This is a genomic window from Candidatus Pelagibacter sp., assembly GCF_052049675.1.
Lineage (GTDB): Bacteria > Pseudomonadota > Alphaproteobacteria > Pelagibacterales > Pelagibacteraceae > Pelagibacter.
In genome coordinates this window covers 399,580-425,943 of record NZ_JBNGZM010000001.1, presented here as the reverse complement: position 1 = coordinate 425,943, position 26,364 = coordinate 399,580, and the positions used below count along the sequence as shown (strand labels likewise).

Sequence of the window (26,364 nt, the reverse complement as noted above, 5' to 3'; positions counted from 1 at the left end):
TATTAATTATGCTTAATTCAAATGAACTTATAAATAAGGTTAAGAATTATAATAAATTCCTTAATCCTGAGAGGTTGGATAAAGCATATAATTTTGCAGTTAATGCACATAAGAGTCAAAAAAGAGCTTCGGGTGATCCTTATTCAGTTCACCCAATTGAGGTTGCAAATATTTTAACTGAATTAAAATTAGATAGCGCCACAATTACAACAGGTCTATTGCATGACACTATAGAAGATACTTTTGCAACTTATGAAACCATCAAACAAGAATTTGGGGATGAGGTTGCAGATTTAGTTGATGGTGTCACAAAAATTTCAGCATTTGAAAATTCAGCTGGAGCAAATTCTAAAGTAGAAAATTTTAGAAAATTAATTTTAGCAACATCTAAAGACATAAGGGTTCTGTTAGTTAAGATTGCTGATCGACTTCATAATATGAGAACCATTAAAGCTATTACAAAGGAAGACAAAAGAAAGAGGATAGCTCAAGAAACCATGGAAATTTATGCTCCATTAGCAGATAGAATGGGAATGCACAGAATAAGAGATGAACTTGAAGATTTGTCTTTTGAAATTTTAAATAACGATGCTAGAAAACTTATAAAAAAAAGACTTGATGAAATAAAGCTAGATAAAAAAGATTTATTTGAAGAACAATCGTATGAATTAAGTGAAATCTTGAATGATAATGAAATCGATGCAGAGATTCACGGTAGAGAAAAAACACCTTTTTCAATTTGGAGAAAAGTACAAAAAAAAAGAGTTTCACTTGAACAAATAACAGACATTATTGGATTTAGAATAATTTTGAACAACGAAGACGATTGTTACAAAACTCTGGGTATTTTTCACAAAAAATGGAATTGTATACCAGGAAAATTTAAAGATTATATTTCTTCTCCGAAAATTAATGGTTATAAATCTATTCATACTTCTGTAATTGGTTCAAATAAAAAACCAATAGAAATTCAAATTAGAACCCACGAAATGCATGAATTTGCAGAAAGAGGTATTGCATCTCATTGGCAGTATAAATCTTCTGAAAAATTTAATTCTTTAAGCTGGAAGGAGTATGATTGGTTAAAAGATCTTGTTGAAATTATTGAAAAAAATGAAAATCCTGAAGACTCATATGAGTATACTAAACTGCAAATGTTTCAAGAAAATGTATTTTGTTTCACACCTAAAGGTTCAGTAATAAAATTACCTAAAGACGCTACAGCTATTGATTTTGCATATGCTGTTCATACTAAAATTGGTAATTCAGCAGTTGGTTGTGAAATTAATGGAAACAAAAGTGAGCTACAAACTATTTTAAGAAATGGTGATCGTGTAAATATTATAACATCTAAAAACAATTCTCCGTCACTTCACTGGATACCAACAACTAAAACCGGTAAAGCAAGAGCTGCTATACGAAGATATTGGCATGATAAAGGAGAGCAAAAAGAAGAAAAAACAAAAAAATATAATACTACCTTATGGATGTCATTACCCGATAAGCCTGGACAATTAGGAGATATAAGCTCACTCATTGGAAGTCATAAATTAAATATATCTAGTTTAGAAATGGTTGGTAAAAATCCCAATTATATAAATTTTAAATTTAAATTAATCATTAGAAACCTTAAGAATTTTACTAATTTTATTGCAGAGCTAAAACAAAAGAGTATAAAATTTAAGATAATCAGACACGAAGAAAAAAGAAATGCTTTCACACAAAAAATCCTTAAATATTTTAAAAAAAACTAATGCATTATTAGAAGGTCATTTTGTTTTATCTTCAGGTCTACATTCTTCAAAATATATACAGTGTGCAAAACTTTTAAGTTTTCCAAATTTAGCTGATAAAATTTGTAAGTCTTTAGCAAATAAAATTAGAAAAAAATTTAAAAAAATTGATTTAATATTAGCTCCTGCAATGGGAGGAGTAATTATTGGTTATGAAATAGGAAAATTGCTTAAAAAAGAAACAATTTTTTGCGAAAGGGTAAATGGCAAATTTACTCTCAGAAGAGGTTTTAATATTAAAAAAGGTGTAAGAGTATTAATTATAGAAGATGTAATCACTACAGGAAAATCAAGTTTAGAGTGTGTTAAATTGATTAAAAAATCAAAAGCAAAATTAATTGGATTTGCATCTATAATTGATCGATCGACTAAACAATCTTTAAAAATAAAAACTAGAATAACATCTCATTTAAAAATTGATGTTCCAACTTATAAAGCAAATAAATTACCACCAGAACTTAAATCTATACCAATAACAACTCCAGGAAGCAGATTTATTAAGTGAAAAGGTTAGGTGTAAATATAGATCATATTGCAACTTTACGAAACGCTCGTGGAGAGAAACATCCTGATCCATTTTACGCAGCCAAAAAAGTTATTAGTTATGGAGCTGACTCCGTCACAATTCATTTAAGAGAAGATAGAAGACATATAAATGATGTTGACGCAAAAAAAATATGTAGTTTAAAAAATGTGCTTGTAAACCTTGAGATTTCTATGAACAAAGAAATTGTTAACAAAGCACTTAAGATAAAACCAAATTTTATTTGTTTAGTTCCAGAAAATAGAAAAGAAATTACTACTGAGGGAGGTTTAAATATAAGAAACAATCTTAATAAATTAGGGAAAATAATTAAAAAATTTAAAAAAGCAAAGGTAAGAACAAGTTTATTCATTAACCCTTCTCCAAATGACATTAGACTTGCTAAAAAATTAAATGTTGATTGTATTGAAATACATACTGGAAAACTAGCAAACCTAGTTAAATCAAAAAAAAATTATTCTAGTGAATTAAACAGAATTAAAAAAAGTGCAAAATTAGCATCAAGTTTAAATTTAGAAGTTCATGCCGGTCATGGTCTAGACTATAAAACCACCAAAATGTTAACAAAAATAATATATATTGAGGAGTATAACATTGGACATTTTATAATTGGAGAGTCAATATTTGATGGACTTTCAAAAGTAATTAAAAACTTAAAAAAAATTATAAAAAAATAAATGAAAATTCTTGGTATTGGTGTTGATATTGTTGAAAATAAAAGAATTCAAAAATCTATTAAAAATCCTTTGTTTAAAAAAAGAATTTATTCATTTAAAGAATTGAAACAGTCTAATGCTGTAGACAATAAAGTAGCTTTTTTTTCGAAGAGATTTGCTGCAAAAGAGGCATTTTCTAAAGCTCTTGGCACAGGTTTTCGTATGAATTTAAATTTTAAAGATATAGAAGTTATTAATGACAAAATGGGAAAGCCTTATTATGTTAAAAATAAAAAAATTACAAAAATCGTTCAAAAGAACTTTAAAATCAAAAAATTTAAATTTTTTTTATCAATTTCAGATGAAAAAAATTATTCAACAGCATTCGCAATTATTCAAACATCATGAAATTAGATAAAAATTTTTTTTCAGAAAATATAAAAACCTTAATTTATGCATTTATAATTGCAGTTATAATTAGATCGCTTTTAGTTCAACCATTTTATATTCCATCATCATCCATGGAACCTACTTTATTAGTGGGTGATAGGTTATTTGTAACAAAATATACCTACGGATATAGCAAGCACTCATTTCCTTTTAGTCCTCCAATATTAAACAAAAGAATTATGTTTAGTAGCCCTGTAAGAGGTGACGTAATAGTATTTAAAACACCAGCAGATAATCGAACAGATTATATTAAAAGATTAATTGGTCTACCTGGTGATAAAATTCAATTTATAGACTCTAATTTATTTTTGAATAATTCTGAAATTCTTAAATCTAAAATTAATAACAAAACTACAATTTTCTGCGGTGATAAAAGTATTGATGTTTACAGATTTGAGGAAAAACTTTCAAATGGTAAAAAATTTCATACCGTTTATTTAAAAGATTATACCTATCAAAATTCTGATGTGTTTACTGTACCAAAAGATCATTATTTTTTTTTAGGTGACAACAGAGATTGTTCTAAAGATAGTAGGTACTTAACAAGCGTTGGATACGTACATAAAGATAATTTAGTAGGTAAAGCTCAATTTATATTCTTCTCCTCAGATAAAAGAATAGGAAGTTTTATTGAATTTTGGAAATGGCATAAGTCAATAAGATTTAAAAGAACCTTTAATAAAATTAATTAATGAAAATTAACTATCAGAGTTTAGAAAGAAAAATTGATATAAAATTTAAAAATAAAGATCTACTTATCCAAGCTCTTACACATAAAAGCTTTAACCCAAATGAAAATAATGAAAAGGTAGAGTTTCTGGGTGATAGAGTTCTTGGTTTAGTGATAGCAAAAAAACTTTTAGAAATTTATCCAGGGGAAAAAGAAGGTATTCTTGATAAAAAATTTGCATCGTTAGTTAATAAAAAAACTTGTCTGGATATAGCAAAAAAAATTAATTTAGCTAGTTATGTTAAAACATTTAATTCCAACAATAAAAAAATAAAAATTGAGGACAAAATTATATCTGATAGCTGTGAAGCATTAATTGGTGCTATTTATCTTGATAAAGGTTTTATAATTGTTGAAAAAACTATTTTAAACTTATGGAAAGATCATATTGAAAAAAGTGTAATTACGGAAATTGATGCAAAAACAAAGTTACAAGAACTAACCTTAAAAAACTTTAAAAAATTACCTACTTATAAATTGATTTCAAATACAGGTCCAAGACATAAACCTATATTTAAAGTCGGAGTAAAATTACCCAATACAAAATATTTTATAGCCACTGGAAAATCAAAGAAAGAAGCTGAACAAAATGCTGCTATAGAATGTTTAAAAAATATAAATAAAAAATGAATTGGTCAGACGAAGGATTTTTAATAAGCAAAACAAGATATAATGAAAATTCATTAATTGCTGAATTATTTACAAAAGACAAAGGTAAGATATCTGGAATTATATTTGGTGGTACTTCAAAAAAAATTAAAAATTATCTTCAAGTCGGCAACAAGCTCCATGTTAATTACAATTCTAAAAATGAGAACAGAATAGGTTATTTTAAAATCGAAATTTTAAATGCTTATACTCCATTATATTTTGATCATATACAAAAGTTGTATTGTATTACATCTGCAATGAATTTGATTAAAATATTAACAGCAGAGTCTCAATCTAATGATAAAGTTTATTTTATAATTCAAAATTTATTTTTAATCTTAAAAGAAAAAGATTGGTTAAAAAAATATATATTTTGGGAATTAGAGTTACTTAAAATATTAGGATATGACTTAGCGCTTGAAAGTTTAGTTGAAAAAGATTTAGAAGGTAACAAAACTGTGTATTATGCTAGCTCTTTAAATGAAAAAAAATATGTACCTAATTTTTTGATTGAAAAAGATATAGAAGTTAATGATCTAGGTACTTTATTAAATGGTCTGAAATTAGTAGGTGATTATTTAGATAAAACTATATTAAGACCTAATAATTTAAATTATCCAAATAGCAGGTTGTTATTCTTAAATACTTTAAAATAATTATTTTATTATTTTATCAATTCTATCAGCATAATAGCTAACTATAGCGTTGGCACCAGCTCTTTTAAAAGCAACTAAACTTTCGTATATGGCATCCTTACCAATTAATTTTTTTGCTATGGCTGTTTCAATTAAACTATATTCGCCTGATACTTGATAGGCTAAAACTGGTAATTTAAATTTTTCTTTTATCGATTTAATTATATCTAAGTATGGCATACCTGGTTTGACCATTATCATATCAGCTCCCTCTTTAATATCTAATGCAACTTCTCTTAAAGCTTCATCAGAATTTCTAAAATCCATTTGATAGGTTTTTTTGTCTCCTTTTAACGAACTCTTAGAGCCAACAGCATCTCTAAAAGGTCCATAGAAGCTTGAAGCATATTTTGCGGCATAAGATAATATTTGCACGTTTTGGAATTTATTTTTATCTAAAGCTTTTCTTATTTTTCCTATTCTACCATCCATCATATCTGATGGGGCAATGACATCACAACCCATCTCTGCCTGAAGTAATGATTGATTAATCAGTACCTCTATAGTCTCGTCGTTTAGAATAGTGTTAGATCTAATTAAACCGTCATGACCATGTGATGTGTAGGGATCTAATGCTACGTCACACATTATACCTATTTGATTTTTGTATCTTTTTTTTATTTCCTGAATTGCTCTGCAAACTAAATTTTTTTCATTTAGTGATTCTGTTCCTAATTCATCTTTTTTCGAATTTTGAGTTTTTGGAAAAAGTGCAATCATCGGTATCTTTTTTTTTATTGCTTTGTCTACTATTTGACTCAATCGATTAATTGTATACCTGTATACACCTGGCATTGATGGAATTTGTTGCCGTTTATTTAATCCTTCAATTAAAAAAATAGGTAATATAAAGTCATTAGGACTTAAAGAATTTTCCTGAATCAGTCTTCTTGACCAAGATTCTTTTCTAGTTCTTCTAAGTCTAAGACTTGGATATTTACCAATTATCATGTTTTAATTTACTTTTAAATTGCGACAAATGTAATATACACATATACAAAAAAAAGGGTAGAAAGCAATCAAGATGACGTTAGAAAATTCAAAAGTTATAGACTTAAATATAAAAAAAGAAGATAGAATTTTAGACTTTAGCGACTTCCAAAAGCAAGGAATTAAATTTGATATTGAAAAATTACAAGAGGCCTATCAACAAATTGTTAAAATAAAAAAATTTGAAGATGCTGGTGTAACTCACTTTGGGGCAATATCATTAACCCAAATTCCAGGCGATCCAGACTCAATTAAAGGTAATAAGGCTAGGGGAGTATATTGGACAAAACCTGATAAATCAGGAAAAGAGGTTGTTAGAGACGAGTCCCTTGATGAGTCATTATATTCAGAATTTATAAAAGATTACGAAAATACTTATTTCAAAGAAGTATACGATAGATTGTCATCTAAATATAAACTTGGAAGAGTAAGAATTCTTTTAAAAGAACCAAGATCAACTTTAAGTTGGCATAGAGATCCTGAGCCAAGATTGCATATACCTATAATTACTAACCCAGGCTGTATTATGGTTATTGATAATGTTGCAAAGCATATGCCTGCCGATGGTTCTGTTTGGATCACAAATAATACAAAGTATCACAATGCATTTAATGGCGGAGAAGAAAATAGAATACATTTAGTTGCTTGTGTTTTAGATTACAAATTTAATTAATTTGAAAAAAATATTTATTTCATCAGATCACGCTGGATTTAAATTAAAAGAATCAATCAAAGATTATTTAAAAAATAAAAAAGTAAAGTTTGAGGACCTTGGTCCTGAAGATGATAGTAGTGTTGATTATCCTGACTATGCACATAAAGTTGCAAAAAAAGTCAAACTTAATAAGAGAAATGTTGGTATTTTAGTTTGTGGATCTGGGACTGGTATGAATATAGCGGCAAATAAGCATAAAAATGTACGTGCAGCCCAATGTTTTAATCTAAAATCAACAAAATTATCCAGATTGCATAATGATGCAAATATCATTACATTGGGATCAAGATTGATATCGAAAAAAAATGCTTTAAAATTTATAAGTGTTTTTTTAAATACAAAATTTGATGGTGGGAGACACTTAAAAAGAGTAAAAAAAATATAATTATGTCTAGTGAAAAAAATTATTTAAACGATAGTTATAAAAGTTTCTTTGAGGATAGTTTATCGGTTAAAGATCCAGAGCTTTATAAAGCAATTAAGGATGAATTAATCAGACAACAACAGCATATAGAGCTAATCGCTTCTGAAAATATAGTTTCTCAAGCAGTATTGGAAGCACAAGGATCAGTTTTAACGAATAAATATGCTGAAGGTTATCCTGGTAAAAGATATTATAATGGTTGCGAGCATGTTGATGTAGCAGAAAACCTTGCTGTCGAAAGATTAAAAAAGTTATTTAATTGTAAATTTGCAAACGCACAACCACATTCAGGTGCTCAAGCAAATGGCGCAGTATTTTTAGCATTGTTAAGTCCAGGAGACACATTCATGGGTATGAGTTTAAATTCAGGTGGTCATATTACTCATGGATTGAAAATTTCAATGTCTGGCAAATGGTTTAACGCAATAGGATATGATGTCGATAAGGATTCAGAATTAATTGATTATGACAATGTTGAAAAACTTGCTTTAGAACATAAGCCTAAACTTATAATTGCAGGTGGAAGCGCTTATTCTAGAGTAATTGATTTTAAAAGATTTAGAGAGATAGCGGATAAAGTAGGTGCATATTTAATGGTTGATATGGCGCACTTCTCTGGTTTGGTTGCAGGCAAAGGTTATCCTAATCCGTGTGACTATGCTCATGTTGTTACTTCTACTACACACAAAGTATTTAGAAGTGCAAGAGGTGGTATAATTTTAACTAATCACGAAGATCTTTCTAAAAAATTTAATACAGCAGTCTTTCCCGGTTATCAAGGAGGACCTTTGATGCATATCATTGCAGCTAAGGCGGCTGGATTTTTGGAGGCCTTACAGCCAGAATTTCAAAATTATATTAAATCAGTTTTAGCAAACGCTAAAATGCTTGCAGAGACTCTGAAAAATAATGGATTTAAAATTTACTCGGATGGAACAGATACACATTTGATGTTGGTAGATTTAAGGCCTTATAATGTAAAAGGTAATCTTGCAGCTGAGAGTTTATCAAGAGCAAATATTACATGTAATAAAAATGGTATCCCTTTTGATACAGAAAAACCTATGATTACATCTGGTATTAGATTAGGTACTCAAGCAGCTACTACAAGAGGTTTTGGATTAAGTGAGTTTAAAACTGTTGGAGAATTAATTACAAAAACACTTAAAGGATTGTCTGAAAATCCTTCTGATAATAGCAAAATAGAAGAAGAAGTAAAAAATGAAGTTATTGCTTTAACTTCGTCATTTCCTATATATAAGAACCTCTAGTAAATGATTTGTCCGTGCGAAAAAAAGGGTGATACATCTGTAGTGGATTCACGACCTACAGAAGATGGAACAGCTATAAGAAGAAGAAGACTTTGTATTTGTGGTGAACGCTTTACTACTTTTGAAAGAATTCAAATTCGTGAATTAATGGTTGTTAAGAAAAATGGAAGAAAGTCAGTTTTTGACCGTGATAAACTATCTAAATCAATTTATATTGCACTAAAGAAAAGGCCAATTGATACTGAAACAATAGAAAAATTTATAAGTCATATATCAAGGTCTTTAGAGGAACTTGGTCAAGGCGAAGTATCAACTAATACAATTGGTAAAATGGTTATGGATGGTTTAAAGGATTTAGATCCTGTTGGTTACGTAAGGTTTGCTTCAGTTTATAGAAACTTTAGAGAAGAAAAAGATTTCGTGCAATTCGTGGACAAACTTAATGTCTACAAAAAAACATAAATTTACATTAAAAGATAAATTATACATGGGGATAGCCTTGGATCTGGCTAGATCTCGTCATGGCCTCACTGGTTCAAACCCTTCTGTAGGGTGTGTAATTGTTAAAAATGACAAAATAATTTCTATAGGTCAAACCTCATTTAATGGAAGACCACACGCTGAATTCAATGCAATTAAAAATAGTTTTGAAGAATTAGAAGGCTCAAAAATGTATGTTACTTTAGAACCATGTTGTCACCATGGTTTAACACCGCCATGTACTGACGCTATAATAAAATCAAAAATTTCAGAGGTAATATATGCTGTTACCGATATAGACAAAAGAGTAAGAAATAAAAGTTTTAAAATTTTAAAGTCAAAAAAAATAATTGTAAAAAAAGGTTTGTTAAAAAACAAAATTGAAAGTTTTTATATACCTTATTTTTTTAATAGAAAAAAAAAATTACCCTTTGTTACTGGCAAAATTGCTATTTCAAAAAATAATATTATTTACAGCAAGATACAAAAAAAAATTACCAATTCTTATTCTGATCAGTTTACTCATCTATTGAGATACAAAAATGATAGTTTGATGATTACATATAAAACACTCAATAAAGACAATCCAAAATTAAATTGTCGCTTGAAAGGTTTAGAAAAATTTTCTCCCAAAAGAATTATTTTAGATAACAAGCTAAATTCTAAAATAAACAGTTATATAATTAAATCCTCAAATAATAAAAATACTTTAATTTTTTATAATAAAGCTGATAAATCAAAAGTTTCAAAATTTAAAAGAAAAGGAATTCATCTAATTAAATCTAAAATCGATAGAAATAACAGATTTGATATTAAATTAATTTTAAAAAAATTATATAATTATGGATGCAGGAATCTCCTTATAGAAGGAGGAGATAAATTAACAAATTCACTGATTAAGAATAAAATTTTTAATAAATTTTATTTGTATAAAAGCCCAAAAAATCTTTCTAAAAAATTAGAATATTTGAAATTTAATGGTCAAAATATATTAAATCAAAAATATAAAACAAAAATTAATCTAAATCACAATTTACGAAAAGACAGAATAACATTATATAGTTAGAAAAAATGTTTAACGGAATAATTTATAACCAAGGTACTATTACTAAAATTATTAAAAGACCTAAAGGTCTTAACATTTTTGTAAAAAGTAATGTTAGAGTATCTAATAAAGACATAGGATTATCTGTTGCCTGTGATGGTGTTTGTCTAACTTTAATTTCATATAAATCTAAAATTATGGAGTTTTATCTTTCGAAAGAAACGATAATTCGTTCAAAATTTAAATTTTTAAAATTAAAAGATAAAATTAATTTAGAATTACCTTTAAAATATGGGACAAAAATTTCAGGACATATTTGTCAAGGACATGTTGATACTGTCGGAAAAGTATTAAGTATCAAAAAAATAGATAAATCATTTCTTTTTGACTTTGATTTACCTAAAAAGGAAAGAAAACACTTAATAGAGAAAGCATCGATTTGTGTAAATGGTATTTCACTTACAATTTCAAAAGTGACTAAAAAAGGTTTCCAAATTTGGATTATTCCCCATACCTACAAGGAAACGAATTTATCAACTTTAAAAAAATCTAGTTTAGTCAACATAGAGATAGATATCTTGTCTAAATACGTTAGGAACTATTTTAATGGAAAAAAATAATTTCGCGTCAATAGAGTCAATTATAAGTGTCGCCAAAAAAGGTGGTATGTTTATTTTGGTAGATGATGAAAAAAGAGAAAATGAAGGAGATTTAGTTATTTCAACATCAGACTCAAATGCAAAGAATATTAACTTCATGGCAAAATACGGGCGAGGTTTAATTTGTTTAGCACTTGATTCACTTCAAGCAAAAAGATTAAATTTATCTTTAATGTCTCCAGTAAATCAATCAAGAAACAAGACTGCATTTACAATTTCTATTGAAGCAAAAAAAGGAATAACAACGGGTATATCTGCTAAAGATAGAGCGAAAACAATCAAAATTGCATCAAAAAAAAATGTAAATAAAAATGAAATTGTTTCACCTGGTCACGTGTTTCCAATTATTGCTAAAGATGGTGGAGTCCTTGTCAGAGCGGGACACACCGAAGCTTCAGTTGATATATCTAAATTAGCAAAAAAAAATAACTCTGCTGTAATTTGTGAAATTATGAATGAAAATGGAACAATGGCCAAAGGTCAGGATTTATTCAATTTTGCAAAAAAACATAAATTAAAAATTGGAAAGATAGAAGACCTAATTGCGTATAGATTAAAAAAAGAAAAACTTATTAAACTTAAAAAGCAAAGCAAGATTGATGTAAAAAATCAAAAATACATTATTAGAATTTATGAGAATGTTTTAGATGGTTCAGAGCATTTCGCATTAATAAAAGGTAAAATAAAAAAAAGTATTACTCCAAGAGTAAGAGTAATTTCATCTAATGTCGTCCAAAACTATCTAATAAATCAAACACTACCAAATTCATTTAACAAGACCTTAAATTATTTTAAAAAATACCAAAATTGTGTTTTAGTTTTTATCAAAGACACTAATTTAAAATCAGTAACCCAGACCTTAAAAGATTATAAAAACAAAGACTTTTATAAAAAGGGAAATGATAAGTTAATAAGAAATTATGGTATTGGAGCTCAAATTATTAAAGATTTAAAAATTAAAAACATGATATTAATTACCAAATCACCAAAAAAAGTTATTGGTCTTGATGGTTATGGTATAAAAATTACAAAACAGGAATTAATTTGATGAAAAAAAAATATTTAATTGTTGTAGCTGATTATTACAAAGATATTGCTGATGGCTTAATTAGCAGTGCCCTAAAAAAAATTCCAAAAAAAAATATAATAAAAATCATTAAAGTACCTGGTGCTTTTGAAATTCCTGTTACAATATCAAAAAATTTAAAAAAATTTGATGGTTTTTTAGCTTTAGGATGTGTAATTAAAGGTCAAACACCTCACTTCGATTTTATCTCTCAAACATCAACAGATGCTATAATGAAATTATCTATAGATAGTAAAAAACCTATTGGAAATGGAATAATTACCTGTCTTAATATGGCTCAAGCGAGAGGTAGAAGAAAAAAGGGTGCTGAAGCTGCAGAAGCAGTGATTTCAGTTCTATCTCAAAAATGAAAACCCATTATAATCCAAAAAATAATCCTAGAGTTATAATTATTCAGAAATTATATGGGAAATTTTATAATGAAGATGATGATTTAAATTTTCCAAAACACAGATTTAAAAAATTTATTAAAGATATAGTTTTAGGCACAATAGAAAGAAATGATCTTATTTTAAATGAATTAAATAATAAATTAGGAGAAGAATTTGTATTTGAAAAATTAGATAAAGTTTTTCAAACAATTTTAAAAGCAGCAACTTATGAATTTATGTATAAACCAAATTTATCTATAAATATAATCATTAAAGAATATTTAAACTCATCTAATTTTTTTCTTGAAGATTCACAAACAAAATATCTTAATGCTTTATTAGATAATGTTGGAAAAAAATTAAGATCTAACAATGCATGAATTTGATCTAATAAATAATTATTTTTTAAAAATAGCAAAAAAAAATAAATCTGCTCTTAATTTAAATGACGATGTTTTTTTTGATAAAAAGAGAGGCGTTGTTATAACTGTAGATACATACAATATTGGTACACATTTTTTGAATTTTAAATCTCCTGACCTTGTAATTAAAAAAATATTAAGATCATCAATTTCTGATTTAATTTGTAAAGGTGTTAAACCAAAATTTTATTTTATTTCTGGCTCAGGTAATAAAAAAACTTTTACAAAAAACAATTTATATAAAATCTCAAAGTCGCTCAAATCAGAACAAAATAAATTTAATATAGATTTATGTGGTGGCGACACAACCTTTTCAAACAAACTAAGTTTCACCATTACTTCAATGGGTTACTCAAATAAAATAATTTATCGTAACAAAGCTAAATCAAATGATGATATTTATGTTACGGGAAATTTGGGAGATAGTTATTTAGGACTTAAAGCATTAAGTAATAAATCTAAATTTAAAAACAAAGATAAATTATTTTTTGTAGATAAATATTACAAACCAGATTTACCCTTAAATTTAACAAAATATTTATTAAAATTTGCTAATAGCTCTATCGATATTTCAGATGGATTAATTGATGATTTAACAAAAATGATTAATAGACAAAGCTTATCATTTCACTTATTTGAAAAAAATATACCTGTTTCTAATAAATTGAGTGATTATATTAAAAAAAAAAAATTAAATAAAATTAATCTAATTTCTAATGGAGATGATTATCAGGTTTTATTTACCGCAGATATCAAGAAAGCTAGAATCATTAAAAAAGCGTCTAAAACAACCGGCATTAAAATAACTAAAATTGGTAAAATTGTATCTGGTAAAGGTAGATCTTTGATATTCGATGTAAAAGGCAAGCAAATACAAGCTAAATCCAAAGGTTATATTCATCGGTTTTAGAAGTTAATCGTTGTCTTTTTTATCTTTTTTTGTATTGTGCGGGCTTAAAATTTAACAACCAACAACTTAAGGTTAATATGAGCGGAACTGTCGAAACAATACTTTTATACACAATCGGAGCTGGTTTATTATCTATCGTTTATGGATTTTTAACAGGTAAAAATATTCTTAATTCAAGTGCAGGAAATGCAAAAATGCAAGATATTGCATCTGCAATTCAAATTGGTGCAAAGGCATATTTAGCAAGACAATATAAAACAATTGCTATTGTTGGTGCTGTAGTTTTGGTTATTGTAAGTATTGCATTTAGTCCGCTTGTAGGTCTAGGCTATTTAATAGGAGCTGCCTTATCAGGAATTGCAGGTTATGTGGGAATGTTAGTCTCTGTAGAGGCAAACGTAAGAACAGCAGAAGCATCAAGAAAAGGCTTAGCTCAAGGCCTTTCAGTTGCTTTTAAATCTGGTGCAGTAACTGGAATGTTGGTTGCTGGTTTAGCATTATTAGCTATAGCTGTATATTACTATATATTATTGAAATCAAACGTTGACGAAAGAGAGATAGTTAATGCTCTAGTTGCATTAGGTTTTGGTGCTTCCTTAATTTCTATCTTTGCAAGATTAGGTGGAGGAATTTTTACAAAAGGTGCTGACGTAGGTGCTGATTTAGTTGGAAAAGTTGAAGCTGGAATTCCTGAAGATGATCCTAGAAACCCTGCTGTAATCGCAGATAACGTTGGTGACAATGTAGGAGACTGTGCTGGTATGGCCGCTGATCTATTTGAAACTTACGCTGTTACAATTGTTGCAACAATGGTTCTATCTTCTATTTTCTTTGTTGGTGATCTAAATATGATGATTTACCCTTTATCCATTGGTGCTGCATGTTTGTTAACATCTATTGTTGGAACATTTTTTGTTAAACTTGGAAAAAGTAATAACGTTATGAATGCTTTGTATAAAGGATTTGTTGTTTCTGCGTTAGCATCTTTAGTTATATTATGGCCTGTAACAGATCATGTAATTGGTTTTACTAATGAATTTACAATTAATGATAAGACTTTTAATGGTATGGATCTATATTATTGTGGTGTTATAGGGTTAGTTATAACTGGATTATTGATCTGGATAACTGAATACTATACAGGAACAAGTTATAGACCAGTTAAATCTGTTGCGTTATCATCAACAACTGGTCATGGTACTAATGTTATTCAAGGGCTAGCTGTTTCTATGGAAGCAACTGCTATTCCTGCATTAATAATTGTTGCAGGTATTCTTATTACAAATTCTATTGCAGGACTTTTTGGTATTGCAATTGCTGTGACTACAATGCTTGCTTTAGCTGGTATGGTTGTTGCTTTAGATGCATACGGACCAGTTACAGATAATGCTGGAGGAATTGCCGAAATGTCTAATCTTGATAAAAAAGTTAGAAAAACAACTGACACTTTAGATGCTGTGGGTAACACAACTAAAGCAGTTACAAAAGGTTATGCAATTGGTTCAGCTGGTTTAGGTGCGTTGGTTTTATTCGCTGCGTATACAGAAGATATTAAACACTTTTCAAAAGAAGCAGGATCTGCATTAGAAGGAATTGTAGTTACTTTTGATCTATCAAATCCTTATGTAGTTGTTGGTCTATTAATTGGTGGAATGTTACCATATCTTTTTGGTTCAATGGGAATGCAAGCCGTTGGAAGAGCAGGTGGTGCAGTTGTAGTTGAAGTAAGAAGACAATTTAAGAAATTCCCTGGTATTATGAAAAGAAAACAAAAACCCGATTATGCTAAATTAGTAGATTTACTTACTGTTGCTGCTATCAAGGAAATGATTATACCATCATTGTTGCCAGTTTTATCACCTGTCGTTTTATATTTTATAATTCTATCAATTGGCGGGCAAGTTGCTGCCTTAGCTGCAGTTGGTGCAATGTTGCTTGGTGTTATCATCACTGGTTTGTTTGTTGCGGTATCAATGACTGCAGGTGGTGGAGCTTGGGATAATGCAAAAAAATATATTGAAGATGGAAATCATGGTGGAAAAGGTTCTGAAGCCCATAAAGCTGCAGTTACAGGAGATACAGTTGGTGATCCTTATAAAGATACTGCTGGCCCTGCGGTTAATCCAATGATTAAAATTACGAATATAGTGGCTTTGCTTTTATTAGCTGTTATCGCTGGTTAATTTCTTTTCTTTTTTTGGCCCTCTGTCCAAGAGGGTCATTAATTTTTTGTCTCATACTAGACATAAATGCATAAATAAATGAATTTTTTTTAAATCCAGATTCTGTAGTTGCTTTAACTATTTTTATATTTTCCATATCATCTTTATTATAAAAATCCTTTTTTTTTAATATTCCATAATTATCAATTTCTAAAACTAAAACATCATTTTTAAATATTTTCATTTTACCTAAATTTTTAATTTTTGATTGTGTTTGTTTTCTTTCAATATAAATCCATATATCGTTATCAAATTTACTAGTTGTTGACGGATTACCTAAAATTTTTCTAATATCATTTTTATTACTCTTATTCACTATAAGTTGTGACTGTTTTTTTTCTAAAAATGGTACACCATGATGTTTTACCACAGGTTTAAATGAGCAATTTGAAACTATAAAAGTTATTAAAATTATATATAATATTTTATTCATGAATGAAAAATATATACATATCTATAATAATTTAATTAATTACACTAGAAATAAAGATTTATATAAAAATCTTGATAGAGCAGATAATTTTTCTGATCGATTAACCCTTTTTTTACTACATTTTTCCTTTTTTTTGAAAAATTATAAAAATGAAGAAAATAAGAAAATTTTACAGGAAATTTATGACTTCAATTTTAGACAACTTGAATTGAGTATTAGAGAAATTGGATATGGTGATCAGTCTATAAATAAAAAAATGAAGGATTATATTAATTTATTTCATTCCATGGTTTCCGAAATACATTTCTGGAATGATTTATCGAGATCTGAAAAATTAAAAAAAATTTCTACTTTTTTAAGTGATTTTCAAAATAATGAGGAATTATTAGAATATTTTGATCTTTTTAATGCAAATTTATCAAAAAAAACTTTGAATTCTTATTTAAAAAGTGTAAGTAACCCATAATTATGGCTGTACCAAAACGTAAACAAACCCCTTCCAGAACAGGAATGAGAAGAGCTCAGACTATGAAATTTTCAACTAAAAACATAGTTGAAGACAAAAATTCAGGTGAATATAGACTTTCTCATCATCTTGACCTTAAAACTGGCATGTATAAGGGAAGACAAGTTTTAGACCCAAAAGAATAGTATATAATAATCTATAAAAATGTCAGATTTGATAAAAATTGCAGTTGATGCAATGGGTGGTGATGGATCACCAAAAAAAATAATAGATGGTATTATTTTAAATCATTCAGCAAATAAAAAAAATTTTTTTAAAATTTTTGGAAACAAAAATATGATTCATCCATTAATAGATGGAAAAGTTTCCCAAGAATTTTTTGAAATAGTTCATACAGAAAAAAAAATTGAGAGCACTGATAGTCCTTTAGAAGGAGCTAAGAGAGGTAAGGATACGAGTATGTGGCTTGCTATTCAAAGTGTTAAAGACAAAGAGGCCGATATAGTGATATCTGCTGGCAATACTGGAGCACTGTTAGTTGTATCAAAATTGAATTTAAAAATGATTGAAAATATAGATAAACCAGCTCTGTCTGCTTTATGGCCAAATAAAAAGGGCATGAGTGTTGTCCTAGATTTAGGAGCAAATATTGAATGTAGTTCTAAAAATCTCCTAGATTTTTCAATTATGGGTGCTTCACTTTACACATCACTTTATCCGAACGATAGACCAAATGTTGCTTTATTAAATATTGGTTCAGAAGAATTAAAAGGTAATGAGACTATTAAAGAAACATATCAATTATTAAATGAAAAAAAAACAGGTAATTATAACTTCAATGGATACATCGAAGGAAATCATCTTATGGATGGACAGGTAAACGTAATTGTATCGGATGGTTTTACAGGAAATATTGCATTAAAAACCGCAGAAGGTACTGCAAATTTTATAACCAGTGAATTAAAAAGCGCTATGACAGGTTCACTATTTGGTAAAATTGCATCTTTATTAAATATATCAAACTTAAAGAAATTTAAGAAAAGACTAGATCCAAGATTATATAACGGGGCTATATTTATTGGTTTAGACTCACCAGTTGTAAAAAGTCACGGTGGAACAGACTATATTGGTTTTTCAAATTCACTAGATGTTTGTCATAGAATTGTAAAAGGTAATTTGATAGAAAAGATTAAACAGAATATTTAATATGAGAATTAATTTAACTAAAAAAGACTTAGTTAATTTGGTTTATATGCAGCTTGGCTTTTCAAAGCAAATTTCAGAAACTTTAATTGAAGATTTTTTATCAACCATATTAACTAATATTAAAGATGAAAAAAAATTAAAATTATCTAAATTTGGTACTTTTTCTATTAGACAAAAAAAATCTAGAATCGGAAGAAACCCTAAAACTAAAGAAACAAAAGTAATTTCAAGTAGGGATGTTGTTTTATTTAAGCCATCAAAGGAATTTAAAGAATTTATTAATTTAAAAGATAATGGATAAATCAGATAGTGCTTATAAAACTATTGGTGAGGTTGCCAAAATATTAAATCTTAAATCAAATAATAAAGGAGCTTTGCCGACACATGTAATTAGATTTTGGGAGACTCAATTTAAACAAATTAAACCACAGATATTGAATTCAAACAGAAGGTATTATGATGAAAAAACAATAAATCTTCTTAAAAAAGTTAAATTTTTACTTAAAGACCAAGGTATGACGATAAATGGTGTAAAAAAAATATTAAATAATGACGATTCTTTAAAGCTTGACGAAATTGCAGATAAATCTATAAGAACTGAAAATTTTAGAAATAAGTTAATTAAAATTTCAAATAAATTAAAAGAATTAAAAAATGGCAAAAAAAACACACGTTAAAGTAAGAATGGTTCCCGAGGCGAAACCAGATAGTCCTTACTTTTATTACGTAAAAAAACCTGCTGGTGGTGAAAAAGCTAAAGTAAAACTTTCAGCAAAAAAATATAATCCTGATACAAGAAAACATGAAATGTTTGTGGAAAAAAAGCTTCCACCACATAGTAAATAATTACTTCTTTTTAAAGTTTCTTTTTTCGTAATCGATATAAGATAAAATCATATTTTTCCAAATACGATTAGTGATTCTAGGGTCAATTTTTAGTTTCTTAGATTTTGAATGAATTTTTTTAAGTATAAAATTAATACGTTTTTTATCTACAATTTCTTTTTTAAATTCTTTAAGTTTTAAAACTTCTTTTACAAGATTTGTTCTAAATTTAATCAAGAATAACAACTTATTATCTAACTTATCTAATTTAGATCTTATTATTTCTAATTTTTTTTTGTTTTTAGGCGACATTTAATTTATTGGTTTAATTAATAATTATTATATTTATCTAATCATGTACAGTCAGAATTATTCTTTAAATTCTCAATTAAAAATATGGATGATCACTTTATTATTAATGATCGTGCTTATAATTTTAGTAGGGGGCCTAACAAGATTAACTGACTCTGGCCTATCTATTACTACTTGGGAGCTTTTCGTTGGTACATTGCCTCCTTTAACAAGTGATAAATGGATAGAATATTTTGATCTTTATAAAACAATACCTGAATTTAAAGAACAAAATTTCAATATGACTTTAAGTGAATTTAAAATAATTTTTTGGTGGGAATGGGCACATCGTCAATTGGGAAGATTAATTGGTCTAACTGTTCTTTTGCCAATGATTTATTTTACAATTAAAAATGGTGTTTGGATTTTAAGAGAATATTCAATTATTTTTTTCTTAGTGTGTTTTCAAGGATTTATTGGATGGTACATGGTTTCAAGTGGTTTAGTTGATAGAGTTGATGTTAGTCATTATAGATTGTCACTACATTTATTTATTGCTTTTATTATTTTATCCTTAGTTTTCTGGAAGTTTTTAAAACTAACAAATATAAAAATTAATCAAATTAATATTAAATTAAACTTAATTAAATTCTTTCTTTTATTATTATTTTTACAATTAATAATTGGAGCATTTGTGTCCGGGATGGATGCAGGAAAAATTTACAATACTTGGCCTTTAATGGGCTCATCATATTTTCCGGATGACAGTATATTCAATGATTTGTTTAATTTCACAGTCTTTGATGATCAATCACTTGTTCAATTTATTCATAGAAATTTAGCTTATTTAATAGTTGTATTGTATTTTTACATCCTTTTTTTTATTTTAAAAAATGGAAACCTTAATTTAAGAATTCCATTTTTTGTTATTGGAATTAGTTTATTATTTCAAATTGTTTTGGGTGTTCTAACGATTTTATCTGGAGTAAAAATGCTCTATGCATCTCTACACCAGATAAATTCTATTTTAATAATACTTTCAACTTTGTATTTTCTTTATATAACAAAACATAGAGAGGATATTTATTAGTTTCTATTGTTAGACATTCAAACCTCGAATTAGCTTACAGCTTTTAAATTACCCTTTGAAGATTTATTCAATGCTTGATTAAGATCCTCAATAATATCATCGATGTGTTCAATACCAATACAAAGTCTTACATAACTTTGAGTAACGCCTGATGCAGCTAGTTCTTTCTCATTTAATTGACTATGAGTTGTACTTGCTGGATGAATTGCTAAACTTCTAGCATCACCAATATTAGCTACGTGATAGAACATTTTTAAAGACTCGATAAATTTTTTACCAGCTTCAATTCCACCTTTAAGCTCAATACCAATCATTGGTCCATTTCCACCTTTAAGATATTTTTTTGCTCTATCAGCAATGGGTTTATCGTGCTCTGTAGAATAAATAACTTTTGTAACTTCTTTATGTTTTTTAAGAAAATCAACAACATACTCGGCGTTAGCACAATGCTGTCTCATTCTTAAAGCAACTGTTTCAAGTCCTTGAATTATTGCAAAAGCATTATCTGGTGCCAGAGCTGATCCTAAGTCTCTTAATAAACAGACTCTTGCTCTAACAGCGAAGGGGACATTAGCACCAGTTAATTCTGGTACAGCTTTTCCCCAAACAACATCACCATAACTTGCATCTGGCTCATTAAATAATGGTTGTCTTTTTGGGTCTGCTGTCCAATCAAAGTTACCACTATCAACTATACTTCCAGCAACTGCTGTACCATGTCCACCTATATACTTTGTGAGAGAGTGAATTACTACTGCAGCTCCATGTTCAATTGGTTTACATATTACTGGCGCAGCTGTGTTATCCATTATTAATGGAATATTATATTTTCTCCCAATGTCAGAAACTTCCTTTATTGGAAACACCCTTAAATATGGATTTGGCAAGGTTTCACCATAAAAAGCTCTAGTTTTATCATCTATTAACTTTTCAAAATTTTCTGGATTACTTGGATCTGCATATCTTATCTCTATACCAAGTTTACTAAGTGTATGTGTGAATAAAGATACTGTACCACCATAAAGATCAGTTGAGCTTATTATATTATCACCGGCTTGGGCTACATTTAATACAGCAAACGTTGAAGCTGTTTGACCTGAGGATACAGTTACACATGATAGACCTCCTTCAAGAGCGGCAACTCTTTTTTCCAGAACATCATTTGTAGGATTCATTATACGAGTATATATATTACCAAATTCTTTAAGAGCGAAAAGGTTAGCAGCGTGCTCTGTGTTATTAAATTGGTAAGATGTTGTTCTATAAATTGGAACAGCTACTGCGTTCGTCGCTGGATCACTTCTATAGTCACCACCATGTATGGCAATAGTTTCAGGGTTATTTCTTTTTTTAATCATTTTACTCCTTTTTTAGTGCTTCAACATTATGTCAGGCGCACAATACAGTTCAAATGCCTACCGATTTTGTCAATTTTATGAAATTTCCTTTTTAGCAGTTATATGCCCGCAATAGGATCAAATCGGCAACTAATTTTTAGCATATTAGCTACATATTTCAAGCCAAATATAAAATTGACTTTGTAATTATTAATAGTATTAATCCTCGCACAATGACAAAATTCACTAAAAAAGACCAATTAATTTCATCTTGGTATGAAATAGACGCAAAGAATGCAGTAGTTGGAAGATTAGCAACTGTTGTTTCCAATATCATAAGAGGCAAGAACAAAACTACATACACTCCTCATATGGATGATGGTGACTTTGTAGTTGTTAAAAATATTGAACAAGCAAAATTTACTGGAAAAAAATTTCAAGATAAAAAATATTACAGACATACTGGTCATCCAGGTGGAATTAAAGTTACAACACCTGAGAAACTTCATGAAAAAAAACCTGGGGAAACTTTAAAAATGGCAGTTAAAAGAATGTTACCTGGTGGAGTATTGGGGAGAAAACAATTAACAAAATTAAAAATTTATGCAGGAAATGAACACCCGCATTCAGCACAAAATCCGACTGTAATAGATTTAGATAAATTAAACAGTAAAAATATAGCTAGAAACTAAGATGGAAAATACTCAATCAGCATCAAAATCTCCAAAATTAAAATTAGATTTTAAAGATAGTAAATATGCTACTGGTAGAAGAAAAACATCAATTGCAAAAGTTTGGTTAAAAAAAGGTTCTGGCAAAATTTATGTAAATGGTAAATTATTTAGTGATTATTTTGCTGACGAAACTCATAAAATGCAAATTACAAGACCTTTCGAGATTATTAATCAGGCTACTGATTATGATGTAAGATGCAGTGTAAAAGGAGGAGGACCTACAGGCCAAGCAGGGGCTATGGTTCATGGTATTTCAAAAGCTTTAGTATTATTTGATGAAAATCTAAAAGCTACATTAAAAACAGAGAAACTTACTACCAGAGACTCAAGGGCAGTTGAAAGAAAAAAACCTGGTAGAAGAAAAGCTAGAAGAAGCTTCCAATTCTCTAAAAGATAATTTTTTTTTAATTTTTAACTGTTATAATAAAAAATGCCTAAGTTTAACGCATTAGTTGCTGGATCAACTGGATACATTGGTGTTCAATTAATTAAATTATTAGTTAAACACAAATATATTAATATTAAATACCTTTGTGGAAACTCTTCTGTGGGTAAACATGTCAAATTTTACGATAAATCTTTATCTAAATATAAATTACCAAAAATTTTAAAATTTAATAAAAAACTATTAAAAGACGTTCATATTATCTTTACAGCACTTCCAAATGGGGAAGCACAGGACATATCTAAACATTTAAGCAAAAATCATACTCTAATAGATCTTGCTGCAGATTTTAGATTAGAAAAAGCTTCTGATTATTTAAAGTGGTATAAACAAAAACATCGAGCAACTAATTTAATAAAAAAAAGTATTTATTTACTTCCTGAAATTAATAGAAAAGAGATTAAAAAATATAACATTATTTCATGCCCAGGATGTTATCCGACATCAATATTGCTTCCTCTATTTCCTTTATTTAAGAAAAATTTAATTAAATTAAATAATATAATAATTGATTCAAAATCTGGATATTCAGGCGCTGGTAGAGGAGTTCACAAAAAGTATAAAGATAAAAATCTATATGAATCTTTAAGTGCATATGGAGTTGGTTTTCATCGTCACAATTCTGAAATAGATCAAATGTTAAGAAAATTTACTAAAAAAAAATTTCAATTTAGTTTTACTCCTCACTTATCACCAATGTTTAGAGGCATTCTGAGTACAATATATGTTGATTTAGAAAATAATATTTCACAAACAAAAGTATTAAAAACATTAATTAGTTTTTATAAAAACGAAAGTTTTGTAAAAATATTAAAGTCTGGCACATTGTTAAGCACCAACAACGTAATAAATACAAACAATTGTTATATTTCAGTGTGCAAATCTAAATATAGCAGTAAAATAATCATTTTATCTGCTATTGATAATTTGATTAAGGGTGGAGCAGGTCAAGCTGTACAAAATCTGAATAATAAATTTAATTTTTCTGAAACGACTGGATTAAAATGAGAAAATTTATAATGATTTTATATTCTTTAATATTAGCTAATTGTTCATTAAACAAAGATTCTCAATATTGGACAGAAAATTCTATTGAAAGTAAAACTAATCAAAAAAAATTAAATGAAATATTAAAAAAATCAGACGATATAACATCAATGACATTAGAGGAATATGAGATTTATATAGATGACTATACAAAAAAAAGTAAATATCCAGATATAAGCAAATGAGTAAATTAATTAATATTGCATTAGTAGGACTTGGTCAGGTTGGCAATTATTTGCTAAATGAACTAAATACAAAAAAAAAAGATATAGAGCTTAAAACAGGTAAGAAAATTAATGTCATGGCTGTTTCTGCTAGAAATATTAATAAAAAAAGAAAATTCAAAGTTAATAAAAAAATATTTTACAAAAATCCTTTAGAAATTTTTAAGAAAAATAATATTGATATATTATTTGAAGCTATAGGTTTATCAGATGGAATTTCTAAAAAAGTTGTAGAAACTGCTTTAAAAAGCAAAATTCATGTTATTACACCTAATAAAGCTTTAATCTCGAAACATGGTAATGAGTTAGCAAAACTTGCAGAAAAAAATAAAGTTAATTTGGAATTTGAAGCATCAGTTGCTGGTGGTATCCCAATATTAAGATCTATTAAAGAAGGATTGGCAACAAACAAAATATCAAAAGTTTACGGAATTTTGAACGGTACTTCAAATTACATTTTATCTGAAATGGAAAATTCGAATGAAAATTTTGCAGATGTTTTAAAAAAAGCACAGGTACTTGGTTATGCAGAACCTGGTAATCCAAAATTAGACCTAAATGGTTTTGATGCATTTGCCAAAGTAAGAATTTTGTCTGCATTAGCCTTTAATAGTAAAATTTCTAAACATAAATGTTTAATGGAAGGAATAGAAAAAATTGAATTAAAAGATATTAAAATTGCTAATCAATTAGATTTAAGAATAAAGCTACTGGGAATTTCTGAGTTAAAATATAATCATCTCTTTGAAACCGTTCATCCATGTTTAGTTAGTAAAAAATCTTATATTGGTAATGTAAACGGTGTGATGAATGCAGTTATTCTTCAAGGTAAACCAGTTGGAGAAAGTATTTTACAAGGGGAGGGAGCTGGACCAGGTCCTACTTCTTCATCATTGCTTTCTGATTTATTATCAATTTTGCGTGGAAATATAAAAAAACCTTTTGGTGTTAGTGTTTCTAAGCTCAAATCTTTAAAACCATATAATTTAAATAATTATGTTAATTCATTATATTTGAGGTTCGAAGTAAAAGATAAGCCTGGTGTATTATCTGAAATAACTAATCGTTTAGCTAAATATAAAATTTCAGTTAAAAGGCTAATACAGACACCTGATAAAAAAAATAATAAAGCAACAATTGTTATTATTACTCATAAAACAACTGATATTAATATTCATAACTGTTTATCTATTTTCAAGAAAAATAAAAATATTCTAAAAACACCAACATTAATTAGATTGCTTGGTTAATGGAAATTTATTTAAAACTTTTTGAGGTTTTATTTCCAGTATTCTTAATAGTAGGACTTGGATATCACCTAGGTAAAAAAAATCCAGATTTTGATACATCATTTATAACTACATACGCTGGTAATTTTGGAACACCAGCATTAGTAATTTTTGCAATTACGGCAGGTGGTGTTACTTTTGAAGTATTTAAAGAGTATTTTGGTTACTCAATAATTCTATTAAGTCTATTTGGTGTTGTTGGATTAATTTTTCTTATACTAATGAAAAAAGATTATATTCGAGAATTACCTACATTTATTTTACCAAATACAGGCAATATGGGTATTCCAATATGCTTATTTGCTTATGGCGAATTAGGAATGGGGATAGCTGCAGCAATTTCATCTCTAATTGTTTTACTGCATTTTACACTTAATATATTCTTAGCAAAACGCTCATTTGATTTTAAAATTATATTAAAAAGTCCATCTTTTTATGCAATTATAATAACAGTTGTTTTTTTATATTTTGAAATACCGTTTCCTCAATTTGTATTAAATACTGTAATGCTTTTAGCCTACGGTATGATTGTAATGATCCTAATGTCTCTTGGAGTAGCTCTTACTCAAATGAAAGTATTTTCTTTTAAAGATGCATTAATAACTTCCTTTGGAAGAGTAATACTTGGGCCAATTATTGGTTTTGCTGTTATTAAATTTTTTAATTTATCTGGAATACCTGCGGGTGTATTGTTGATACAATCGTGTATGCCAAGTGCAATTTTATGTTACTTGGTTGCACACATGTACTCTCCAAAAGAAATTGTGGATAATATTTCTAGCACGATTGTAGTATCTACAATCATGTCCTTATTCACTATTCCAATTACATTATTCTTTGCTTTAAAATACTTCTATTAAGA

At 27.9% G+C, this 26,364-nt stretch carries 35 protein-coding genes and 1 riboswitch; of the genes, 31 read left to right on the top strand and 4 right to left on the bottom strand.

Annotated features, from left to right (window positions below; translation table 11 throughout):
* Window positions 1–8: 8 nt before the first annotated feature.
* The 7 genes from ACTT9L_RS02335 to recO are packed head-to-tail and all read left to right on the top strand — an operon-like array spanning window position 9 to window position 5,480.
* Window positions 9–1,754: a RelA/SpoT family protein gene (locus tag ACTT9L_RS02335; RefSeq protein WP_440927754.1), complete on the top strand. Its 1,746-nt coding sequence runs from the start codon at window positions 9–11 to the stop codon at window positions 1,752–1,754.
* Window positions 1,711–2,298, top strand: a complete 588-nt coding sequence (pyrE, locus tag ACTT9L_RS02330; protein WP_440927753.1) for an orotate phosphoribosyltransferase — start codon at window positions 1,711–1,713, stop codon at window positions 2,296–2,298. Before ACTT9L_RS02335 ends, pyrE begins: the two co-directional genes overlap by 44 nt.
* On the top strand, window positions 2,295–3,014 hold the full coding sequence (locus ACTT9L_RS02325) for a pyridoxine 5'-phosphate synthase (protein ID WP_440927752.1): 720 nt from the start codon (window positions 2,295–2,297) through the stop codon (window positions 3,012–3,014). Before pyrE ends, ACTT9L_RS02325 begins: the two co-directional genes overlap by 4 nt.
* On the top strand, window positions 3,015–3,401 hold the full coding sequence (gene acpS, locus ACTT9L_RS02320; RefSeq protein ID WP_440927751.1) for a holo-ACP synthase: 387 nt from the start codon (window positions 3,015–3,017) through the stop codon (window positions 3,399–3,401).
* Window positions 3,398–4,135 (top strand): signal peptidase I, encoded by a 738-nt coding sequence (lepB, locus tag ACTT9L_RS02315; protein ID WP_440927750.1) that lies wholly within the window; start codon window positions 3,398–3,400, stop codon window positions 4,133–4,135. Before acpS ends, lepB begins: the two co-directional genes overlap by 4 nt.
* Window positions 4,135–4,803: a ribonuclease III gene (rnc, locus tag ACTT9L_RS02310; protein ID WP_440927749.1), complete on the top strand. Its 669-nt coding sequence runs from the start codon at window positions 4,135–4,137 to the stop codon at window positions 4,801–4,803. Before lepB ends, rnc begins: the two co-directional genes overlap by 1 nt.
* Window positions 4,800–5,480 carry a DNA repair protein RecO gene (gene recO / locus ACTT9L_RS02305; RefSeq protein WP_440927748.1) on the top strand — a complete coding sequence of 227 codons (681 nt, stop codon included), beginning with the start codon at window positions 4,800–4,802 and terminating at the stop codon, window positions 5,478–5,480. The genes rnc and recO overlap by 4 nt, the downstream gene beginning before the upstream one ends.
* Here recO and hemB read toward each other — a convergent pair whose 3' ends face one another.
* The gene (gene hemB / locus ACTT9L_RS02300; RefSeq protein ID WP_440927747.1) at window positions 5,481–6,470 is read right to left on the bottom strand and encodes a porphobilinogen synthase; all 990 of its coding nucleotides are present in this window, start codon (window positions 6,468–6,470) and stop codon (window positions 5,481–5,483) included.
* A gap of 73 nt (window positions 6,471–6,543) precedes the next feature.
* Here hemB and ACTT9L_RS02295 point away from each other — a divergent pair, with 73 nt between their 5' ends.
* The 11 genes from ACTT9L_RS02295 (at window position 6,544) to ACTT9L_RS02245 (ending at window position 16,076) form a co-directional block, all read left to right on the top strand.
* Window positions 6,544–7,182 (top strand): aspartyl/asparaginyl beta-hydroxylase domain-containing protein, encoded by a 639-nt coding sequence (locus tag ACTT9L_RS02295; RefSeq protein WP_440927746.1) that lies wholly within the window; start codon window positions 6,544–6,546, stop codon window positions 7,180–7,182.
* Between the two features lies 1 nt (window position 7,183).
* Window positions 7,184–7,609 carry a ribose 5-phosphate isomerase B gene (rpiB, locus tag ACTT9L_RS02290; protein WP_440927745.1) on the top strand — a complete coding sequence of 142 codons (426 nt, stop codon included), beginning with the start codon at window positions 7,184–7,186 and terminating at the stop codon, window positions 7,607–7,609.
* Window positions 7,610–7,611: 2 nt separating this feature from the next.
* Window positions 7,612–8,919, top strand: a complete 1,308-nt coding sequence (glyA, locus tag ACTT9L_RS02285; RefSeq protein WP_440927744.1) for a serine hydroxymethyltransferase — start codon at window positions 7,612–7,614, stop codon at window positions 8,917–8,919.
* A gap of 3 nt (window positions 8,920–8,922) precedes the next feature.
* Window positions 8,923–9,381, top strand: a complete 459-nt coding sequence (gene nrdR / locus ACTT9L_RS02280) for a transcriptional regulator NrdR (protein WP_440927743.1) — start codon at window positions 8,923–8,925, stop codon at window positions 9,379–9,381.
* On the top strand, window positions 9,362–10,465 hold the full coding sequence (gene ribD / locus ACTT9L_RS02275; protein ID WP_440927742.1) for a bifunctional diaminohydroxyphosphoribosylaminopyrimidine deaminase/5-amino-6-(5-phosphoribosylamino)uracil reductase RibD: 1,104 nt from the start codon (window positions 9,362–9,364) through the stop codon (window positions 10,463–10,465). Before nrdR ends, ribD begins: the two co-directional genes overlap by 20 nt.
* 5 nt (window positions 10,466–10,470) lie before the next feature.
* The gene (locus ACTT9L_RS02270) at window positions 10,471–11,064 is read left to right on the top strand and encodes a riboflavin synthase (RefSeq protein WP_440927741.1); all 594 of its coding nucleotides are present in this window, start codon (window positions 10,471–10,473) and stop codon (window positions 11,062–11,064) included.
* The gene (gene ribB, locus ACTT9L_RS02265) at window positions 11,051–12,151 is read left to right on the top strand and encodes a 3,4-dihydroxy-2-butanone-4-phosphate synthase (RefSeq protein WP_440927740.1); all 1,101 of its coding nucleotides are present in this window, start codon (window positions 11,051–11,053) and stop codon (window positions 12,149–12,151) included. Before ACTT9L_RS02270 ends, ribB begins: the two co-directional genes overlap by 14 nt.
* The gene (ribH, locus tag ACTT9L_RS02260) at window positions 12,151–12,540 is read left to right on the top strand and encodes a 6,7-dimethyl-8-ribityllumazine synthase (RefSeq protein ID WP_440927739.1); all 390 of its coding nucleotides are present in this window, start codon (window positions 12,151–12,153) and stop codon (window positions 12,538–12,540) included. The genes ribB and ribH overlap by 1 nt, the downstream gene beginning before the upstream one ends.
* A complete protein-coding gene (locus ACTT9L_RS02255) occupies window positions 12,537–12,941 on the top strand; it encodes a transcription antitermination factor NusB (protein WP_440927738.1) in 405 nt (134 codons plus the stop codon). The genes ribH and ACTT9L_RS02255 overlap by 4 nt, the downstream gene beginning before the upstream one ends.
* Window positions 12,934–13,893: a thiamine-phosphate kinase gene (gene thiL, locus ACTT9L_RS02250; RefSeq protein WP_440927737.1), complete on the top strand. Its 960-nt coding sequence runs from the start codon at window positions 12,934–12,936 to the stop codon at window positions 13,891–13,893. Before ACTT9L_RS02255 ends, thiL begins: the two co-directional genes overlap by 8 nt.
* Window positions 13,894–13,970: 77 nt before the next feature.
* On the top strand, window positions 13,971–16,076 hold the full coding sequence (locus ACTT9L_RS02245) for a sodium-translocating pyrophosphatase (protein WP_440927736.1): 2,106 nt from the start codon (window positions 13,971–13,973) through the stop codon (window positions 16,074–16,076).
* On the opposite strand, the gene bamE is transcribed toward ACTT9L_RS02245, so the two are convergent.
* The gene (bamE, locus tag ACTT9L_RS02240; RefSeq protein ID WP_440927735.1) at window positions 16,063–16,548 is read right to left on the bottom strand and encodes an outer membrane protein assembly factor BamE domain-containing protein; all 486 of its coding nucleotides are present in this window, start codon (window positions 16,546–16,548) and stop codon (window positions 16,063–16,065) included. The genes ACTT9L_RS02245 and bamE overlap by 14 nt on opposite strands.
* Between bamE and ACTT9L_RS02235 the strand changes: the two genes are divergently transcribed.
* The 6 genes from ACTT9L_RS02235 to ACTT9L_RS02210 are packed head-to-tail and all read left to right on the top strand — an operon-like array spanning window position 16,547 to window position 19,066.
* Window positions 16,547–17,014 carry a ubiquinol-cytochrome C chaperone family protein gene (locus ACTT9L_RS02235; protein ID WP_440927734.1) on the top strand — a complete coding sequence of 156 codons (468 nt, stop codon included), beginning with the start codon at window positions 16,547–16,549 and terminating at the stop codon, window positions 17,012–17,014. The two genes, bamE and ACTT9L_RS02235, sit on opposite strands and share 2 nt — an antisense overlap.
* Before the next feature lie 2 nt (window positions 17,015–17,016).
* Window positions 17,017–17,199 (top strand): 50S ribosomal protein L32, encoded by a 183-nt coding sequence (rpmF, locus tag ACTT9L_RS02230; RefSeq protein ID WP_075536328.1) that lies wholly within the window; start codon window positions 17,017–17,019, stop codon window positions 17,197–17,199.
* A gap of 19 nt (window positions 17,200–17,218) precedes the next feature.
* Complete coding sequence (plsX, locus tag ACTT9L_RS02225) at window positions 17,219–18,220, top strand: phosphate acyltransferase PlsX (protein ID WP_440927733.1); 1,002 nt, start codon at window positions 17,219–17,221, stop codon at window positions 18,218–18,220.
* A 1-nt stretch (window position 18,221) separates the two neighbouring features.
* Window positions 18,222–18,521: an integration host factor subunit alpha gene (locus ACTT9L_RS02220; RefSeq protein ID WP_440927732.1), complete on the top strand. Its 300-nt coding sequence runs from the start codon at window positions 18,222–18,224 to the stop codon at window positions 18,519–18,521.
* On the top strand, window positions 18,514–18,897 hold the full coding sequence (locus tag ACTT9L_RS02215; RefSeq protein WP_440927731.1) for a MerR family transcriptional regulator: 384 nt from the start codon (window positions 18,514–18,516) through the stop codon (window positions 18,895–18,897). Before ACTT9L_RS02220 ends, ACTT9L_RS02215 begins: the two co-directional genes overlap by 8 nt.
* A complete protein-coding gene (locus ACTT9L_RS02210) occupies window positions 18,875–19,066 on the top strand; it encodes a 50S ribosomal protein L33 (RefSeq protein WP_023853780.1) in 192 nt (63 codons plus the stop codon). Before ACTT9L_RS02215 ends, ACTT9L_RS02210 begins: the two co-directional genes overlap by 23 nt.
* Here the strand turns inward: ACTT9L_RS02210 and ACTT9L_RS02205 are convergent, their stop codons facing one another.
* Window positions 19,067–19,357: a chorismate mutase gene (locus ACTT9L_RS02205; RefSeq protein ID WP_440927730.1), complete on the bottom strand. Its 291-nt coding sequence runs from the start codon at window positions 19,355–19,357 to the stop codon at window positions 19,067–19,069.
* Window positions 19,358–19,400: 43 nt separating this feature from the next.
* On the opposite strand from ACTT9L_RS02205, the gene ACTT9L_RS02200 reads away from it, so the two are divergent.
* Window positions 19,401–20,426, top strand: a complete 1,026-nt coding sequence (locus ACTT9L_RS02200; protein ID WP_440927729.1) for a COX15/CtaA family protein — start codon at window positions 19,401–19,403, stop codon at window positions 20,424–20,426.
* 29 nt (window positions 20,427–20,455) lie between these two features.
* Here ACTT9L_RS02200 and ACTT9L_RS02195 read toward each other — a convergent pair whose 3' ends face one another.
* The gene (locus ACTT9L_RS02195) at window positions 20,456–21,784 is read right to left on the bottom strand and encodes an O-acetylhomoserine aminocarboxypropyltransferase/cysteine synthase family protein (protein ID WP_440927728.1); all 1,329 of its coding nucleotides are present in this window, start codon (window positions 21,782–21,784) and stop codon (window positions 20,456–20,458) included.
* Between the two features lies 1 nt (window position 21,785).
* Window positions 21,786–21,852, bottom strand: a riboswitch (SAM riboswitch).
* A gap of 144 nt (window positions 21,853–21,996) precedes the next feature.
* Between ACTT9L_RS02195 and rplM the strand changes: the two genes are divergently transcribed.
* Genes rplM through ACTT9L_RS02165 form a run of 6 tightly spaced genes read left to right on the top strand, consistent with a single transcriptional unit; the run spans window position 21,997 to window position 26,362 of the window.
* Window positions 21,997–22,455, top strand: a complete 459-nt coding sequence (gene rplM, locus ACTT9L_RS02190) for a 50S ribosomal protein L13 (RefSeq protein ID WP_440927727.1) — start codon at window positions 21,997–21,999, stop codon at window positions 22,453–22,455.
* Between the two features lies 1 nt (window position 22,456).
* Window positions 22,457–22,894, top strand: a complete 438-nt coding sequence (rpsI, locus tag ACTT9L_RS02185) for a 30S ribosomal protein S9 (RefSeq protein ID WP_440907903.1) — start codon at window positions 22,457–22,459, stop codon at window positions 22,892–22,894.
* A gap of 33 nt (window positions 22,895–22,927) precedes the next feature.
* Window positions 22,928–23,950 carry an N-acetyl-gamma-glutamyl-phosphate reductase gene (argC, locus tag ACTT9L_RS02180; protein WP_440927726.1) on the top strand — a complete coding sequence of 341 codons (1,023 nt, stop codon included), beginning with the start codon at window positions 22,928–22,930 and terminating at the stop codon, window positions 23,948–23,950.
* The gene (locus ACTT9L_RS02175) at window positions 23,947–24,174 is read left to right on the top strand and encodes a hypothetical protein (protein ID WP_440927725.1); all 228 of its coding nucleotides are present in this window, start codon (window positions 23,947–23,949) and stop codon (window positions 24,172–24,174) included. The genes argC and ACTT9L_RS02175 overlap by 4 nt, the downstream gene beginning before the upstream one ends.
* On the top strand, window positions 24,171–25,463 hold the full coding sequence (locus ACTT9L_RS02170) for a homoserine dehydrogenase (protein WP_440927724.1): 1,293 nt from the start codon (window positions 24,171–24,173) through the stop codon (window positions 25,461–25,463). The genes ACTT9L_RS02175 and ACTT9L_RS02170 overlap by 4 nt, the downstream gene beginning before the upstream one ends.
* Window positions 25,463–26,362: an AEC family transporter gene (locus tag ACTT9L_RS02165; protein ID WP_440927723.1), complete on the top strand. Its 900-nt coding sequence runs from the start codon at window positions 25,463–25,465 to the stop codon at window positions 26,360–26,362. The genes ACTT9L_RS02170 and ACTT9L_RS02165 overlap by 1 nt, the downstream gene beginning before the upstream one ends.
* Window positions 26,363–26,364 lie beyond the last annotated feature (2 nt).

What these genes read in the sequence shown, in the direction of transcription:
- ACTT9L_RS02335 (WP_440927754.1), top strand. Translation starts at nt 9, where the DNA reads ATGCTTAATTCAAATGAACTTATAAATAAGGTTAAGAATTATAATAAA.
- pyrE (WP_440927753.1), top strand. Translation starts at nt 1,711, where the DNA reads ATGCTTTCACACAAAAAATCCTTAAATATTTTAAAAAAAACTAATGCA.
- acpS (WP_440927751.1), top strand. Translation starts at nt 3,015, where the DNA reads ATGAAAATTCTTGGTATTGGTGTTGATATTGTTGAAAATAAAAGAATT.
- lepB (WP_440927750.1), top strand. Translation starts at nt 3,398, where the DNA reads ATGAAATTAGATAAAAATTTTTTTTCAGAAAATATAAAAACCTTAATT.
- rnc (WP_440927749.1), top strand. Translation starts at nt 4,135, where the DNA reads ATGAAAATTAACTATCAGAGTTTAGAAAGAAAAATTGATATAAAATTT.
- recO (WP_440927748.1), top strand. Translation starts at nt 4,800, where the DNA reads ATGAATTGGTCAGACGAAGGATTTTTAATAAGCAAAACAAGATATAAT.
- hemB (WP_440927747.1), bottom strand. Translation starts at nt 6,470, where the DNA reads ATGATAATTGGTAAATATCCAAGTCTTAGACTTAGAAGAACTAGAAAA.
- ACTT9L_RS02295 (WP_440927746.1), top strand. Translation starts at nt 6,544, where the DNA reads ATGACGTTAGAAAATTCAAAAGTTATAGACTTAAATATAAAAAAAGAA.
- glyA (WP_440927744.1), top strand. Translation starts at nt 7,612, where the DNA reads ATGTCTAGTGAAAAAAATTATTTAAACGATAGTTATAAAAGTTTCTTT.
- nrdR (WP_440927743.1), top strand. Translation starts at nt 8,923, where the DNA reads ATGATTTGTCCGTGCGAAAAAAAGGGTGATACATCTGTAGTGGATTCA.
- ribD (WP_440927742.1), top strand. Translation starts at nt 9,362, where the DNA reads ATGTCTACAAAAAAACATAAATTTACATTAAAAGATAAATTATACATG.
- ACTT9L_RS02270 (WP_440927741.1), top strand. Translation starts at nt 10,471, where the DNA reads ATGTTTAACGGAATAATTTATAACCAAGGTACTATTACTAAAATTATT.
- ribB (WP_440927740.1), top strand. Translation starts at nt 11,051, where the DNA reads ATGGAAAAAAATAATTTCGCGTCAATAGAGTCAATTATAAGTGTCGCC.
- ribH (WP_440927739.1), top strand. Translation starts at nt 12,151, where the DNA reads ATGAAAAAAAAATATTTAATTGTTGTAGCTGATTATTACAAAGATATT.
- ACTT9L_RS02255 (WP_440927738.1), top strand. Translation starts at nt 12,537, where the DNA reads ATGAAAACCCATTATAATCCAAAAAATAATCCTAGAGTTATAATTATT.
- thiL (WP_440927737.1), top strand. Translation starts at nt 12,934, where the DNA reads ATGCATGAATTTGATCTAATAAATAATTATTTTTTAAAAATAGCAAAA.
- ACTT9L_RS02245 (WP_440927736.1), top strand. Translation starts at nt 13,971, where the DNA reads ATGAGCGGAACTGTCGAAACAATACTTTTATACACAATCGGAGCTGGT.
- ACTT9L_RS02235 (WP_440927734.1), top strand. Translation starts at nt 16,547, where the DNA reads ATGAATGAAAAATATATACATATCTATAATAATTTAATTAATTACACT.
- bamE (WP_440927735.1), bottom strand. Translation starts at nt 16,548, where the DNA reads ATGAATAAAATATTATATATAATTTTAATAACTTTTATAGTTTCAAAT.
- rpmF (WP_075536328.1), top strand. Translation starts at nt 17,017, where the DNA reads ATGGCTGTACCAAAACGTAAACAAACCCCTTCCAGAACAGGAATGAGA.
- plsX (WP_440927733.1), top strand. Translation starts at nt 17,219, where the DNA reads ATGTCAGATTTGATAAAAATTGCAGTTGATGCAATGGGTGGTGATGGA.
- ACTT9L_RS02220 (WP_440927732.1), top strand. Translation starts at nt 18,222, where the DNA reads ATGAGAATTAATTTAACTAAAAAAGACTTAGTTAATTTGGTTTATATG.
- ACTT9L_RS02215 (WP_440927731.1), top strand. Translation starts at nt 18,514, where the DNA reads ATGGATAAATCAGATAGTGCTTATAAAACTATTGGTGAGGTTGCCAAA.
- ACTT9L_RS02210 (WP_023853780.1), top strand. Translation starts at nt 18,875, where the DNA reads ATGGCAAAAAAAACACACGTTAAAGTAAGAATGGTTCCCGAGGCGAAA.
- ACTT9L_RS02205 (WP_440927730.1), bottom strand. Translation starts at nt 19,357, where the DNA reads ATGTCGCCTAAAAACAAAAAAAAATTAGAAATAATAAGATCTAAATTA.
- ACTT9L_RS02200 (WP_440927729.1), top strand. Translation starts at nt 19,401, where the DNA reads ATGTACAGTCAGAATTATTCTTTAAATTCTCAATTAAAAATATGGATG.
- ACTT9L_RS02195 (WP_440927728.1), bottom strand. Translation starts at nt 21,784, where the DNA reads ATGATTAAAAAAAGAAATAACCCTGAAACTATTGCCATACATGGTGGT.
- rplM (WP_440927727.1), top strand. Translation starts at nt 21,997, where the DNA reads ATGACAAAATTCACTAAAAAAGACCAATTAATTTCATCTTGGTATGAA.
- rpsI (WP_440907903.1), top strand. Translation starts at nt 22,457, where the DNA reads ATGGAAAATACTCAATCAGCATCAAAATCTCCAAAATTAAAATTAGAT.
- argC (WP_440927726.1), top strand. Translation starts at nt 22,928, where the DNA reads ATGCCTAAGTTTAACGCATTAGTTGCTGGATCAACTGGATACATTGGT.
- ACTT9L_RS02175 (WP_440927725.1), top strand. Translation starts at nt 23,947, where the DNA reads ATGAGAAAATTTATAATGATTTTATATTCTTTAATATTAGCTAATTGT.
- ACTT9L_RS02170 (WP_440927724.1), top strand. Translation starts at nt 24,171, where the DNA reads ATGAGTAAATTAATTAATATTGCATTAGTAGGACTTGGTCAGGTTGGC.
- ACTT9L_RS02165 (WP_440927723.1), top strand. Translation starts at nt 25,463, where the DNA reads ATGGAAATTTATTTAAAACTTTTTGAGGTTTTATTTCCAGTATTCTTA.